Origin of the sequence: Paenibacillus sp. FJAT-27812, assembly GCF_001273905.1 — a bacterium.
Taxonomy (GTDB): Bacteria; Bacillota; Bacilli; order Paenibacillales; family Paenibacillaceae; genus Pristimantibacillus.
On the sequence record NZ_LIGH01000001.1, the window covers coordinates 5570846 to 5585018 of the forward strand.

Genomic DNA, 14173 nt, shown 5'->3' on the forward strand with positions numbered 1-14173 from the left:
TTGTTGAAACTAAAAAGCGAGTATGTTAAGATACAGCTAATTCATGGATTGGAGTTGAAACGGATAATGTAATATTTCTTGCTATCTATATAAAACAATAAAACAAAAAACGCAGTTTATTTCGCGTGTTTTATTCTTTATATGCAAGAAAGTTACTTTATCTTTTCACTCAAACAATATACCCGTATCTAATCCCATAGTGGGGTTTGATTAACTGTATTTATTTGAGCTACAAGAAGGTAACTTTCTTGTAGCTTTTTTATTTTTCATACAGGGGATGATTTTATGTCATTAATTAATGTTACAAACCTGACGTTTGCCTATGAAGGCAGCTACGATAACATATTTGAAAATGTCAATTTTCAAATTGATAGCGATTGGAAATTAGGATTTACGGGAAGAAACGGCAGGGGGAAAACAACCTTTATGGGTTTGCTGCTAGGCAAATATGAATATAGCGGTAATATTTCCGCTCATGTCCGTTTCGAATATTTCCCTTTTCATGTCGAACATAAGGAAAACAATACCATCGATGTAATCGAAGACATATTCCCGGACTATGTTCACTGGAAATTAATGCGCGAGCTTACGCTGCTAAAGGTTTCTGAAGATGTTTTGTACCGGCCCTTTGATTCTTTGTCGAACGGGGAGCAGACCAAAGTGCTGCTGGCTACGTTATTCATTAAAGAAAATAGTTTTCTGCTGATCGATGAGCCCACCAACCATCTTGACATGCATGCACGCAAACTTGTCAGTGATTATCTTAAATCCAAAAGCGGATTTATATTGGTGTCTCACGACAGATCCTTTCTTGATAACTGCGTAGACCATATCCTTTCCATCAACAAAACCAACATCGAAATTCAAAAAGGCAATTTCTCCGGTTGGTGGGAAAATAAGAAGAGGCAAGATAACTTTGAGCTTGCGGAGAACGAAAAACTTAGAAAAGACATTAAGCGCTTATCGGATTCATCTAGAAGAACGGGCAACTGGTCGCATGAAGTCGAAAAAACAAAAAACGGAACCCGAAACTCAGGCTCCAAGCTAGATAAAGGATATGTTGGCCACAAAGCCGCTAAAATGATGAAAAGATCCAAGTCCATTGAGCAAAGGCAGCAATCTGCGATTGATGAAAAGTCTAAGCTCTTGAAAAATATCGAAAACGCCGACAGCTTAGAAATTTCGCAGCTTGCTTTTCATAAAAGCCAGCTTGTTGAAATGGATGATGTTTCGATTTTTTACGGCGATAAGACGGTTTGCGCAGACGTAAGCTTTACGATTGAGCAAGGTGACCGAATTGCGCTTTCGGGTAAAAACGGCTCGGGGAAATCGAGCATCATCAAATTGATTTGCGGTGAGGATATAAGCTATACAGGCAGCTTCAGGAAGGATACTCAGCTGAAAATATCCTATGTGTCACAGGACACTTCCCATCTGCAAGGCAACTTGTCTGACTTTGCCGCAAATAACGGGATTGATGAAAGCTTATTTAAATCCATTTTAAGAAAGCTTGATTTTTCCAGAATTCAGTTTGAAAAGGATATTTCCGATTTTAGCGGAGGGCAGAAGAAGAAAGTGCTCATTGCAAAAAGTTTGAGCGAGGAGGTTCATTTGCATATATGGGATGAACCGCTTAATTTTATTGATATTATTTCACGGATGCAAATTGAAGAGTTGCTGCTTGAATACTCGCCTACTATTCTTTTTGTGGAGCATGACAAGGAATTTTGCAGCAATGTTGCAACCAAGACCATTGAACTGAAATGATAAAGGAAATGGCCGGCAGAATAAAGCTGCCGGCCATTTAAATTGTTGCTCCTATTTTTTTGCACCTGCAAGCTGGAGAGCCTCGGACATTTCCTTATACCCTCGGTTTTTGGCATGATGCAGGGGAGTAACCCCGTCTGAATCAGCAAGTTCTACATCAGCGCCGTGATCAATCAACAACTTTACGATTGCTTGATGATCGGCCCCGCCATCCCCAAGAATGACCGCCTCAAGAAGTGCAGTCCAGCCTAAATGATTCACATGATTAATATTGACATCGGATGTGGTTAACAGCTCTTTCACGATCGCAACATGGCCGCGATCCGCTGCAGGAATAAGCGCCGTGCCGCCAAAACGGTTTGTGATGGTCGTATCTGCGCCGGCAGCAATCGCAGCTTGGACAAATTCCAGCTTGCCTTCCGCGCCTGCATAAAGAAGCGGATTATCCAAACGATCATCCTGTATATTTATGTTGGCGCCCAGACCCGCCAAATGGTTAAAAACGTCCAGCTTGTTTGCATGTACGGCTATCATCGCAGAGGTTCTTCCTTGACGGTCAACTGCATTAATGTCGGCACCTTCGGCTAACAGCTTGGTTATCGAAGCGATATCACCTTGCTCCGCCGCAGTTAGCAATGCTTTGTTCAGATTGTCCATTTCGTTATTCACCGTTTGGGCTGCTTGCTGCTTCTCGTTGTTCAGCACTTGATCATCACTTTTCTGGCAGCCAGAAATGATAAGCACGATAATGATGATGGCTATTCTCAGCACAGCATACCCATCCTTTCCTGAAAAATAAGTTAATTTAATAGCACTAGTATACATCTATCATAGCAGAGAGAGTTAAACACCAAAGAAACCAGATGTTAATAAATTCTAAACAACAGATTAACATGATCACAAAACCTTAATGCCCAGCGGGGCTTTTGGTTTGCTTCTGGCACGGAGACTGTTGCCATATTGGGCAGATGGACATACTGGTATTTGCAGCATGAAAATAACGGGCCACTCGATTGTATCACTAGTGAAAGGGGGACTTCAGGTGATCGATGCATACGAGCTCAATGAATCCGTCCGCAAAGCCGTGGCGAGCTATTCCGACAGTCTGGTCAAGATAGCGTTCGCCTATCTCAAAAACGTTGCCGATTCGGAGGAAGTTGCTCAGGAAGTATTCCTGGCCTATCTCCAGAAATCCCCCGTCTTCGACAGCGTTGATCATGAGAAAGCCTGGTTAATCCGAACAACGATCAATAAATGCAAGAACCTGCTCAAGACGGGCTGGTTTAAAAGTCGGAGCCCCATACCGGACAACCTGTCATACCTTCCAAAGGACGAATACACGGTCATGCAGGCTGTTTTATCATTGGATAAAAAATATCGGATACCGATCCATCTCCATTATTACGAAGGCTACTCCTTGGAAGAAATAGCGGACATTCTTCATGCCAAACCCGCGACGGTAGGCACTTGGCTTGCTCGCGGGCGCAAGCAACTTAAAGAAGTTATAGGCGGTGATCTCTGAAGATGAAAAAATCGAGCTATAAATCGGCCATGTCCAAATTGAAAACGAGCGAAGACTTTCAAGAACGTACGCTTGAGCGCTTAAGCCTAGACAGGCATAAACTAATCGTTAACGATAAACGAGATGGAAAAATGCCTATGAGAACAGCCAATCCGGCAGCAAATAAAAACAAGGCAGTTATCTGGGCGGCGAGCATTGCCGCTTGCGCTGTATTAGCTTTGAGCCTGTATGCGGTTAACCAGAACGGAAGTGGAAATGGGACTGCTATTGATCCAAACGGCGTTAATGGAAATAACGGTCCGGGATCTGGTACTTCGGCTAAGCAGCGAGTCAACATTGAAGGTGTCATTGATGAAGTAAGCGCCGACGGACAAAGCTTCCGAATCGGCGAGTTATGGGTGACGGTAACGGAAAAAACGACTTATGGCATAACGGGTCCGACAGCACCTGATCCATCAGAGCAATTAGTGAGCAAAGAATTTAAAGTCGGCCATACGGTATCCGGCTTCACCTCGGGAGACATCACGAGCGGGAAAGTCACCGCGGACGTTATTTACAACAATTTTTAAGTGAACCATTAACAGACAAACCGCATTCACATAGGGATGCGGTTTTTTGCTAAGGCAATGAAAGAGATACAATCCCATATCCAAAAAATGCTGGAAGAAAAAAAGGGTGTTTCTTTAGGATGACGAATAAATTACTTAAATAATAAGTTTGGTGGTGTGAGCTCATGAAAGTTCTTGTAACCGGTGCTGCCGGCAATGGCGGTCAAGCTGTCTGCAGAGCATTAATTCAAGCAGGTTATTCGGTTAGGATGGCAGATGTTATGCCTCCAAATGCGGACGATTTGAGAGAAATCGAGTTTGTTAGGTGCGACACAAGGAGCCCCGGAGATGTGCGTCAAGCTGTAACAGGTATGGATGCGGTTGTTCATCTGGCAGCATGGCACTGTGCACACAATCCGCCTGTTAGCGATGAAACGATTTTTGCTGTAAATGTAGATGGCACATTCCATGTTCTGGAAGCATGCAGGCAATTGGGGATTCAATCTATTGTATATGCTTCTTCAATGGCATATGGATGGTCATCGATCTATGGGGTTAGTAAAGTTATTGGGGAAGATCTTTGTAGATCTTATCATGAAATGACCGGTGCATCGATAGCCATGCTTCGTTACCATGAGTTTATACCACGCCCGTACTTAGAGTTCGGAGAACGGTTGCTTCGCAATGGTGTCGATAGAAGGGACGTTGCTGCAGCTACAGTTGCCGCAGTCGAAGCAGTTTTGGAGAAGAGAGTAGGTCTTTTTCGCACGATTGTTCATACGAATCACGGCATGCCGATAGAAACCATCCAAAACTTCAAAAAACAAGGGCCGGATTGGTGTGAGACACATGTTCCTGGTGCTATCCATTTGTTAAAGAAATACGGAATCGAATTGCCTGAGCAAGTGGAGCAACATGACCTCTCTGAGGCTGAAAACACAATTGGTTGGAAACCTCGGTATGGCTTCCTTGAGTTTCTGCGAGACTTAAAAGCACGCGACGAAAAAGGGATCGATGTCATAAACCTTAAGGTTCCTTCTGAAATCCCGGAAATGTAGTTAGGATATCGATTAGAAGGAAGATAGTTGTCCGGATTAGCTGCTTTTTTAAGTAGTGGATTAGAAGCGAGGAACTAGAATGAAAAAACATCGGTTTAATCACTGGTCTGAAATTAAGTATCTGAAGAATATTGTCACCAATCCCATGATTGAAGTAGGAGAATAAGCTTACTATTCCGGCTATTACGATAATCATGATTTTGAAGATGGGTGCGTAAGATACCTTTGGGGAGATGAAAAATCAAGAAAGCTGTTTAACCCTATCGAAGACCTTCCGTTTGCGGAGCATATTGAAACCTCTTATGAGCGAAAAGGGGATACCATCATCGAAAGTGATGCTTGGATTGGCATGAATGCAATGATAATGCCAGATGTGAAGATAGGTGAAGGCGCCATTGTTGCAGCAGGATCGGTTGTTGTAAAAGATGTCCCGCCCTATACGATTGTTGGCGGCAACCCTTGCAAAGAGATAAAAAAACGTTTTACAGATAAAGAAATCGAAATGTTGATGGAAATGCGTTGGTTCGATTGGGAACGCGAGAAAATTGAACGAGCCAGTCATCTCTTATCAAGTTCTTCTATTCATCAATTATATGACTTTTATCAAAGGGAATTATTAACATAACCTTACTTAATAAAAACGACTCGAAAGCACGGATGACACGAATTACAAATTAATCAACTATGGCAAAAACAATAGTCGAATAACAAGAGTATGAGCAGGCACTTCGGTGGCCTGCTTTTTTTATTAAGCCTACAGGCAGGATACTTCGATAACATATGGAATGTTTTCTTATTACCTATCAATATTTTTGCGCGAATCTTTCATCCAATTTAGCGGGGGTGTATGTAGATGGAAAATAACCGAAACTGGGCAGGCAACTATAAATATAGCGCTGCGGAACTCCATGTTCCGGAAACGGTTGAACAAGTACAAGAATGGGTAGCACGCAGCAGTCGAATCAAAGCGCTTGGCACTCGTCATTCGTTTAATGGAATCGCAGATTGTACCGAGATCCTCATCTCTCTTCACAAGCTTAACCGAGTAATAGAAATAGACCATAAACGCAATAAGGTTACGGTAGAAGGCGGTATTAGATATGGGGATCTGTCCCATGAGCTGTACGGATGCGGCTATGCTTTGCACAATTTGGCGTCGTTGCCGCACATTACCATTGCAGGTGCATGCGCAACGGCAACACATGGTTCCGGTGACCGCAGCGGTAATCTCGCTTCAGCGGTCCATTCCATGGAGGTTGTCAAAGCGGATGGAGAGAGGGTCGTTTTCTCCCGTGATCAACAAGAAGGGCTCATCGCCGGAGCGGTTGTGGGACTAGGGGGACTAGGCGTTATCACGCAAATTACTCTTGATGTGGTACCCGCATTCCAGATGAGTCAATACGTATTCGACAATTTGCCATTAGCGCAGCTTAAGGATCATTTTGACGATATTTTCTCTAGTGCTTACAGTGTTAGTCTCTTCACGGATTGGAAGACATCCAATTTCAATCAAGTCTGGCTAAAGCGGAAAATATCAGACCATGACTCTACCTTTGTGGAATCCGATTTTTTTGGCGCGAAGCCCGCTAGTGCGCCTCGGCATCCAGTACCAGGTTACTCTGCGGAAAATTGCAGCGAGCAGCTTGGCATTCCCGGGCCATGGCATGAACGGCTGCCGCATTTCCGCATGGATTTCACGCCTAGCGCCGGCGAGGAACTACAAAGCGAATATTTTGTGCCGCGTCAAGATGCCTATCATGCGCTATGTGCGATTGACCGGATACGGGATTGCATATCGCCACACCTGTATGTGTCGGAGATTCGCACGATTGCGGAAGACCATCTGTGGATGAGTCCTTGTTACAAGCAGGATTCGGTGGCCATTCACTTTACATGGAAAGCGGATTGGGAAGCTGTCCGGCAACTATTACCGATAATCGAGGAACAGATTGCGCCTTTCCATGCCCGTCCGCACTGGGCAAAGCTGTTTGCCATGCCGCCCGTCCATCTACAATCCCTATACGAGAAATTGCCAGATTTTCAGCAACTGCTCCTTCAATGCGACCCCCAAGGCAAATTCAGCAACGCCTTTTTGAAAAACTATATTATGGAGAACTATTCATAGACACCTAATCAAATAGTGGAGCAGATCCACCCTCTGCATGAAGAGAAAAGGCTGCCAGCAAACGGCAGCCTTCATGATTCCGCAGGATCAACGCTTTCCGACTAATCAGAAATATTCCGGGTATAATATTCGATTATATCTTTTCGCCGAATAATACCAAGGAAGACGCGATCGGCGTCTACGACTGGAACGAAGTTTTGATCGGCCGCCAGCGCCAGCATATCGTCCAAATCAGCATTTATCTCGACGCATTCGACTTTCATCCTTTTTTTGATGGAGACGACTGGTATTTCGTGAATCGTATCGAAGCCAAGGCCGGGCGTGGCTTTCAGCTTCCATAACAAATCTCCCTCGGATAACGTACCGAAATATAAGCCATTGTCGTCCAAAATCGGAATGGCCGTATAGTGGCTTGCCTCCAATTTATCCATGGCTTCTTTCATATTAGAGGATGTCTTGAGGTAAGAGACCTCATTCTTCGGATATAGAAACGATTTGATGTCCATTAAATCACACTCCTTTGGTATATTAAAACATATTTCGCCGCGTGACGCATGTGGAAGTGACTGGGGCATGGCTAACATTGTTGAATAAAGGTTGCTAATCGCTATGTTAGAGAAGAGAACATAGACGAATGAAGTCCGTGCAAATAGCGGGCTTTTTTTATTTATTAGAAAAAGTTAAACAATGTCTGAGTATGGTTATAGCTGTAGCATTTCAACAAAAAAACCGCCACTTTTATGTGCCGGTTAACCAATAATGCCAAGAAGGATGATCCCTAAAAAAGTCATGGATACATAATAGTGTATAAAAAAATTCAACATAAGTCTATTACTTTTTTTCGATAAATTGTATGTTAATTAAGCGACCGCGGCGCAAAGATGTTAAAGAGAATTAAACATGGAGCCAACTATTCATTTACCAAAGCTAATGAAGGGAGCAGATCTCTATGATTACGCTCAGAAAAATCACGCTGGAAAACCGACGTGCCATATTTAACCTGGAAGTTACAGAAGATCAACGACGCTTCGTTGCGTCCAATCTGTCAAGCGTGGCTTCGTGTTATGTCCTTGCCACCAATGGGGGACATCCATTTCCGTTTGCCATTTACGCGGATGAACAGCCTGTAGGATTTGTTATGATTACTTACAGAATCACCGGGTACGAACTCCCTGCAATCGCAGACGATAGCTATTGCATCCTGCGACTGATGATTGACAAGCAATATCAGAACAGGGGCTATGGTCGGGAAGCCATGAAAAAAATCTTGGAATTTATCCGCACCTCTCCGGCAGGGCCTGCACTTTACTGCTGGATTTCTTATAAGGCTGATAACCTCGCAGCCAAAAAGCTTTATGAAAGCTTCGGCTTCCGTGACAACGGTGAAATCATTGAAGAAGAGCTAATTACCTTAATGCGACTCTGATTTGCTTTCTAACAGCATTTGGGAACATGGCCTAAGGAGATTATGAGATGAAGAACACCCTTGACTGAGATCGTTGTCGTTTTTCAGTCAAGGGAACACGGGGGAGTACAGGATTTGAGAAAGTCGCCATAATAAAATAATTTCATTGCCAAGCACATCAATTGCATTCTGGTCCAACGATTTGTTGCTATTTAGGACCAGATCTCGCAGTTCTAGAACGCTCCAATACGACAACGGGCTCATCCATTTGCAGTTGTTTTTTCCAATCGTCCTCCGTTCCTGCTTATATGACTTTGTAGTGAAAAAGTCAATTACTGATATTGAGGTTGAGCCAAAAATGATATAATCCTCCTATCATAAAAATATCGAATAAGAACAAATGTCGAAGATTAGGACTATGCGATGCAATCAAACATGAGGAAATCAACGTACAGATTATATGTTCTGTGTTTATCCTGCGTATTATTTCTGTTATTTCCCGGCTCATCTGCGTTAGGAAAAGGCATTCAGCCTGAGGCCGTGAAAGGTATTCTGGATTTATCAGCGTGGAACGGGGAGCATGACGGGCTGAAAAATCTGGATGGCGAATGGGAGTTTTATTGGAACCATTTGTTGACTCCCGCTGATTTTACGGGCAGTCTGGATAGCGCAGCTCCTTATGCTCCCGCTTATGCCTTAGTGCCGAAGGTGTGGGAGGGGCAAGAGTCGGGCGGGCAAGCTTTGTCGAATCAAGGCTATGCGACCTACCGGCTGCGGATTCATACAGCGGCTGCTGACAACGGCACCAGCATGGCGCTCTATGTTCCAAGTGTCGCGACAGCGTATCAATTATGGATTAACGGGGAGCTGGCGGCAGCGAACGGCAAGGTTGGAACGAGCAAAGAAACGATGGATCCGGCTAATTTCCCTAAACCTGTCTTTTTTCATTTGCAGGGCAGCGAGACCGAAATAGTCATTCAAGTGTCTAATTTCGTGCAGCGCAAAGGCGGCTTGTGGGAATCCTTCCGCATGGGCGTTTCCAAAGATGTGATGGTCAGCCGCGAAAAAGAGATTGCATTTCAACTACTTATGATAGGCAGTTTGTTTACGATGGGGTTATACCATATCGGCCTCTTTCTGGCACGCAGAAAGGATAAATCGCCGCTATTTTTCGGTTGCTTCGCTTTGGGGATGGGATTTCGAGCGATGGTCACTGGACCTACGTTAATCACGTACCTATTCCCGCATATCGCTTGGGAGTTTCAGGTTCATTTGGAATATTTGTCGGTGGTTGTTGCCCTCTTGATGCTGATCATGTTCTCCTACTCGCGATATCCCGGCGAAATGCATCGCAAAGTGAGAGATTGGTTTGTCCTAGCCCTTGCAGCTTATAGTTTATTTGTCCTCTTGACGCCAGCGTCGATATACACATATAGTATGTTAGCTTTTCAAGTTGTCTCTGTGCTCGCCATTTGTTATGTCATCTATGTTTCTATTCGGGCTTACCTGCGCAAAAGAGAAGGGGCTTCGCTCAACATGGCGGCAGTGCTCGTCCTATTGGTATTAGTGCTCAATGATATTCTTTTTTACAATCATATTGTGGCAACAGGAGATTTGATGCAGCTTGGCATGGTGTTTTATGTGTTCATGGAGTCCGTTAATTTATCGCATCAATTTTCAAAATCGTTTGCTCGTGTTGAGAGCATGTCGGCCCAATTGCTAGAGTGGAACGAATTGCTAGAAGTAAAGGTAGAAGAAAGAACAGAGGCACTGGAACAATCCAATACAAGCATTCAGGCGATCAATCAGGAATTGGTGAAAATGGAGCAGTCGCGTCGTCATCTGTTATCAAACATTTCGCATGAACTGGGGACACCGCTTACGCTCATCCAAGGTTATGTGAAGGCTGTTTTGGACCGAATAGATGAGGATAACCATGATCGCTATTTGCGGCTGACTTATGAAAAAACAGTGATTTTAGATCGTATAATCAGCGACTTGTTCGAGTTGTCGAAGTTCGAATCGGGCAAAATTCGGTTTGATTGCCAAGCGGTTGATGCCGTGGCGTTTTTTCGCTCCCTATTTGATAAATTGGAGCTGCCGATCAAGCAAGAAGGCCATAGCTTTGCTTATATCGATAAGGCCGATTCCCTTGCGGATAAACAGCTAATCGTATGGATCGACGTTGTGCGAATCGAGCAAGTTGTGATGAACCTGTTGTTCAACGCTCAAAAATTCACGTCAGTTAGCGGCTCCATTCATCTCATCATCGAAAATTACGGTTCTCTTGAGAAGGGCAACTTAGGTTTAAGGGTTAAAGTCTCGGATACGGGAAATGGCATTGACGATGATGATTTACCGTTTGTATTTGACCGTTTTTACCGGGGAAGAGAGTCGCACAAGAGCCGTTCAGCTGGAACAGGCCTCGGTTTGGCAATTTGCAAAGAAATTATTGAGCATCATGGGGGGACGATTGATGTGGAAAGTAAAGCTGGCATAGGAAGTACGTTTACCATTACGCTCCCAGCGATGGTCGATATGGAGGGTGAAGCAGACGTATGACGGCGGGCGCAAAAATATTAATCGTCGATGACGAAAAGGAAATTCGGGAACTGATTGCCCTCTACTTGCGGAATCACGGGCTGCAGGTAGTCATGGCGAACGACGGGAGCCAGACGTTGGGGCTTTTGAAGCAGGAGAAGCCCGATCTGGTAGTTCTCGATATTGTGCTACCCGATATGGATGGCGTAGAGTTGTGCAGGCAGATTCGTGAGGACTCGGATATACCGATCGTTTTTCTGAGCTGCAAAAAGGAAGCGGACGATATCATCGGGGGGCTCGATACCGGCGGGGATGATTACATGACCAAGCCGTTCGATCCGATGGTGCTCGTCTCTCGAGTGAAAGCGAATCTCAGACGAGCGTCAGCCATTCAAAAACGCGGCAAGGAAAGCATGTTGATCACATGCGGCGAATTGCAGGTAAATTTGCATAGCTTGGAAGTTCTGGTGAAGGGAGAGGTAATCGATTTGTTCGCCAAAGAGCGGCAGCTTTTGCTTTTTCTGCTGAAAAATCCGAACCAAGTGTTTAGCGCGGAACAATTGCACAGGCAGGTGTGGGGCTGGGACAGCTTTAGCGATGAGCGAACAGTAATGGTCCATATTAGCAATTTACGCAAAAAAATAGAATCCGATCAATCAGCGACCAAGTACATTCAGACGGTTAGGGGCTTCGGGTATAAATTTAGCCGGGTTACATAAATTTCAATTTTAGAAAAAGCGATATTCCTTATATGGAATATCGCTTTTTTTTAACCGTTTTTAAACTTGAGTTGTTATCATTTCACGTATCTAGGGGCTTTATTGTTTTGCGATAAGAATGATTTTCGAGGAGGAGCGGAATGTCTTTGTATACGTATAGTTTTGAAACAAATTGGAAATTCGAGTCTGATATCAATCAAGTTTGGGGACTGATCGGCGGTTTTAAGTATGGCGATTGGTGGAGTGGAGTTAGTTCCGAGCCCCTTTATCAAGGACCTAGGCAAGATGGGATTGGCAATACGTATCATTATGTTTTCAGAACGAAGCTCCCCTACCAGCTAGCTTTCGTAGCCGAAATCGTAAGGAAAGAAGATCCCAAGTATCTAGAAATCAGGGCGACAGGAGAATTGGAAGGCAGAGGGGTTTGGACCTTATCGCAAGAAGGCAGCCTGACTCATGTCCAATATGTGTGGCAGGTAAATGCGAATAAGAAATGGATGAACTTGTTAGCTCCGATCTTGAGGCCCGCGTTCGTTTGGAATCACGATCAAGTGATGAAAAAGGGCGCTAAAGGCATTGCCGATGCGTTGGGGGTTAAACGGATTACCTAATAATCGTTGGGTATCGACACTTAACAGGGGGTTCTGACATGTACCGAAAATTATTATTAGGCGCTGTTATTTTTTCAGGCGTAGCCTATCTTTTTGCCTTAGCGGGCGAAAATATGACGCTGCGTTGGATTTTTAAGCCGGGAACGATCGTTCTGATGATCGTGCTGGCAGCAACTATACGAAACATTGCCAAGCCCTATAAATATTTAATCATTACAGGATTATTCCTCTCGGCCATAGGCGATTGTTTCTTATTGCTAACAGGAAAGCAATGGTTTACGTATGGGTTGGTCGCATTCTTATTTGCCCATCTCGCATATGTCGCTGCTTTTGTGACTCGTTGGCGGTTTTCTCCCTTTCATTTGATTGCTCTTATTCCGATTTCGGCCTACTCCTTTTTGCTCTTAAGCAGGCTTCGCACAGGCATTCTTGCAGGAGGAAATACAGAATTATGGTTGCCTGTGTTAGTTTATGTCGTCGTCATTTCTATCATGATTTGGAGCGCTGTAATTAGTAGAAGCTGGATTGCCGCAGCGGGCGCAATATTGTTCTTCATGTCCGATTCGCTGCTTGCTTGGAACATGTTTGTCATGTCGCTTTCATGGTCGGGATACGGGGTCATGATTTCCTATTACCTTGCTCAATTTTTGCTTACTGCCAGCATTGAAAGATCAAATAGGAGTGCGATCGCATATGATAACTACAATTCGTCCATATGAACAATCCGATAAGGCTGGAGTATGTAATCTGCTCAATCAAACGAGCAACGCGCCAATTGGCGATGACATGTTTGAGATGCAGGAGGCGAGGGTGCGGACATATCCGTTTTTTAGAAGGATCATTTTGACTGTAAATAACGAAGTCGTAGGAATGGCGCAGCTCTTGCACGCTACAGGAATGACTCCGCAAGGCTTCTTAAGCCAAACTATCATTGTTGACGCCTTACATCGTGAACAGGGTTACGGGCAGTTGCTGGAAGAGGCTCTCGCGCAATATGTTCATGAAGAATGCCCTATTGGATTGCAGACTGCCGTTCGGGACAACCATCCCGAGGCCCGCGCTTGGGCGGAGCACCGTGGTTTTACATTCAAATCGCACCAGTTCGAGTCCGTGCTGGATCTAACATCGTTCCCTACGTCAACGATCGACGCAGGTGTACGGGTATCCGAAGGATATGGCATTACTTTCTGTACGTTTGAGCAATTTTCGCCTGAGGACGATATGGAGCGCTTGTATCGGGTGGTGAAGCAGCTCTCCGGTGACACGCCAGACTATCAAGGTGCGCTTGATTTTCCGTACGAGACGTTTGCCGCCATGGTCAGCCGGATGGACCCGCGATGTATATTTATCGCGATGTCTGGGGAAGAAATGACAGGAATGACTTGTCTTGTTCCACAAGGCAACGAGATGTACACGCTATTTACGGGAGTTGTCAAGGAATATCGAGGTAAAGGAATCGCGTACGCACTAAAGCTTCTGTCCATTCGATTCGCTCACGAGCACGGGGTGAAGCAGCTGCGAACTAATAATCACTCTACCAACACGCCTATGCTGGCCATAAACCGCAAGCTTGGTTACGTATCCCAGCCCGGTTACTGGATTCTGAAGCGGTTATTATAACAGGAGAAATAAGTGCTGGGAAATCAATTGTAGATGCCCATACAACTTAAACTGCCCTATGAAGAGATCGTTGGATAAGGCTTAGACCAAAATAACCGGTTCCTTGCTAAAAGGAAATCGGTTTTTGTCGTTTTCGTCGAAAAATGTATTTTTATGCATGTTTTTTTAACCAGTTTTAAACTTCCGCTGATAGATTGATAGAAAACTTAGAAAGAGATGAGGGAAAATAGTTATGTTTTCAGCTTGTGTGAATGACA

At 44.4% G+C, this 14173-nt stretch carries 13 protein-coding genes and 1 pseudogene; 12 read left to right on the top strand and 2 right to left on the bottom strand.

The annotated features are described in order from the left end of the window. The first annotated feature begins 285 nt into the window (after positions 1 to 285). Positions 286 to 1767, top strand: a complete 1482-nt coding sequence (locus tag ADU23_RS23645) for an Lsa family ABC-F type ribosomal protection protein (protein ID WP_053375989.1) — start codon at positions 286 to 288, stop codon at positions 1765 to 1767. A 51-nt stretch (positions 1768 to 1818) separates the two neighbouring features. On the opposite strand, the gene ADU23_RS23650 is transcribed toward ADU23_RS23645, so the two are convergent. After that, complete coding sequence (locus tag ADU23_RS23650; protein WP_231637520.1) at positions 1819 to 2538, bottom strand: ankyrin repeat domain-containing protein; 720 nt, start codon at positions 2536 to 2538, stop codon at positions 1819 to 1821. A 271-nt stretch (positions 2539 to 2809) separates the two neighbouring features. Between ADU23_RS23650 and ADU23_RS23655 the strand changes: the two genes are divergently transcribed. The 5 genes and pseudogenes from ADU23_RS23655 (at position 2810) to ADU23_RS23675 (ending at position 7020) form a co-directional block, all read left to right on the top strand. Further along, the gene (locus tag ADU23_RS23655) at positions 2810 to 3289 is read left to right on the top strand and encodes an RNA polymerase sigma factor (protein ID WP_053375990.1); all 480 of its coding nucleotides are present in this window, start codon (positions 2810 to 2812) and stop codon (positions 3287 to 3289) included. 2 nt (positions 3290 to 3291) lie between these two features. Next, the gene (locus ADU23_RS23660) at positions 3292 to 3858 is read left to right on the top strand and encodes a hypothetical protein (protein ID WP_053375991.1); all 567 of its coding nucleotides are present in this window, start codon (positions 3292 to 3294) and stop codon (positions 3856 to 3858) included. Positions 3859 to 4022: 164 nt separating this feature from the next. Beyond that, entirely contained in the window at positions 4023 to 4895 is an 873-nt protein-coding gene (locus ADU23_RS23665) for an NAD-dependent epimerase/dehydratase family protein (protein WP_053375992.1), read from the top strand. A gap of 79 nt (positions 4896 to 4974) precedes the next feature. After that, positions 4975 to 5520 (top strand): annotated as a pseudogene (locus tag ADU23_RS23670) (CatB-related O-acetyltransferase). Positions 5521 to 5748: 228 nt separating this feature from the next. After that, the gene (locus ADU23_RS23675; RefSeq protein WP_053375993.1) at positions 5749 to 7020 is read left to right on the top strand and encodes an FAD-binding protein; all 1272 of its coding nucleotides are present in this window, start codon (positions 5749 to 5751) and stop codon (positions 7018 to 7020) included. 101 nt (positions 7021 to 7121) lie between these two features. Here ADU23_RS23675 and ADU23_RS23680 read toward each other — a convergent pair whose 3' ends face one another. Continuing rightward, positions 7122 to 7526, bottom strand: a complete 405-nt coding sequence (locus tag ADU23_RS23680; RefSeq protein ID WP_053375994.1) for a CBS domain-containing protein — start codon at positions 7524 to 7526, stop codon at positions 7122 to 7124. A gap of 443 nt (positions 7527 to 7969) precedes the next feature. Here ADU23_RS23680 and ADU23_RS23685 point away from each other — a divergent pair, with 443 nt between their 5' ends. The 6 genes from ADU23_RS23685 (at position 7970) to ADU23_RS23710 (ending at position 13916) form a co-directional block, all read left to right on the top strand. Then, a complete protein-coding gene (locus ADU23_RS23685; RefSeq protein WP_053375995.1) occupies positions 7970 to 8446 on the top strand; it encodes a GNAT family N-acetyltransferase in 477 nt (158 codons plus the stop codon). A gap of 414 nt (positions 8447 to 8860) precedes the next feature. After that, positions 8861 to 10987, top strand: coding sequence for a sensor histidine kinase (locus tag ADU23_RS23690; RefSeq protein ID WP_197286104.1), 2127 nt, complete (start codon positions 8861 to 8863; stop codon positions 10985 to 10987). Then, entirely contained in the window at positions 10984 to 11685 is a 702-nt protein-coding gene (locus tag ADU23_RS23695; RefSeq protein WP_053375997.1) for a response regulator transcription factor, read from the top strand. The genes ADU23_RS23690 and ADU23_RS23695 overlap by 4 nt, the downstream gene beginning before the upstream one ends. A gap of 140 nt (positions 11686 to 11825) precedes the next feature. Further along, positions 11826 to 12296 (top strand): hypothetical protein, encoded by a 471-nt coding sequence (locus ADU23_RS23700; RefSeq protein WP_053375998.1) that lies wholly within the window; start codon positions 11826 to 11828, stop codon positions 12294 to 12296. Positions 12297 to 12334: 38 nt separating this feature from the next. Further along, a complete protein-coding gene (locus ADU23_RS23705) occupies positions 12335 to 13015 on the top strand; it encodes a lysoplasmalogenase (RefSeq protein WP_053375999.1) in 681 nt (226 codons plus the stop codon). Further along, on the top strand, positions 12990 to 13916 hold the full coding sequence (locus ADU23_RS23710) for a GNAT family N-acetyltransferase (protein WP_053376000.1): 927 nt from the start codon (positions 12990 to 12992) through the stop codon (positions 13914 to 13916). The genes ADU23_RS23705 and ADU23_RS23710 overlap by 26 nt, the downstream gene beginning before the upstream one ends. Positions 13917 to 14173: the final 257 nt, after the last annotated feature.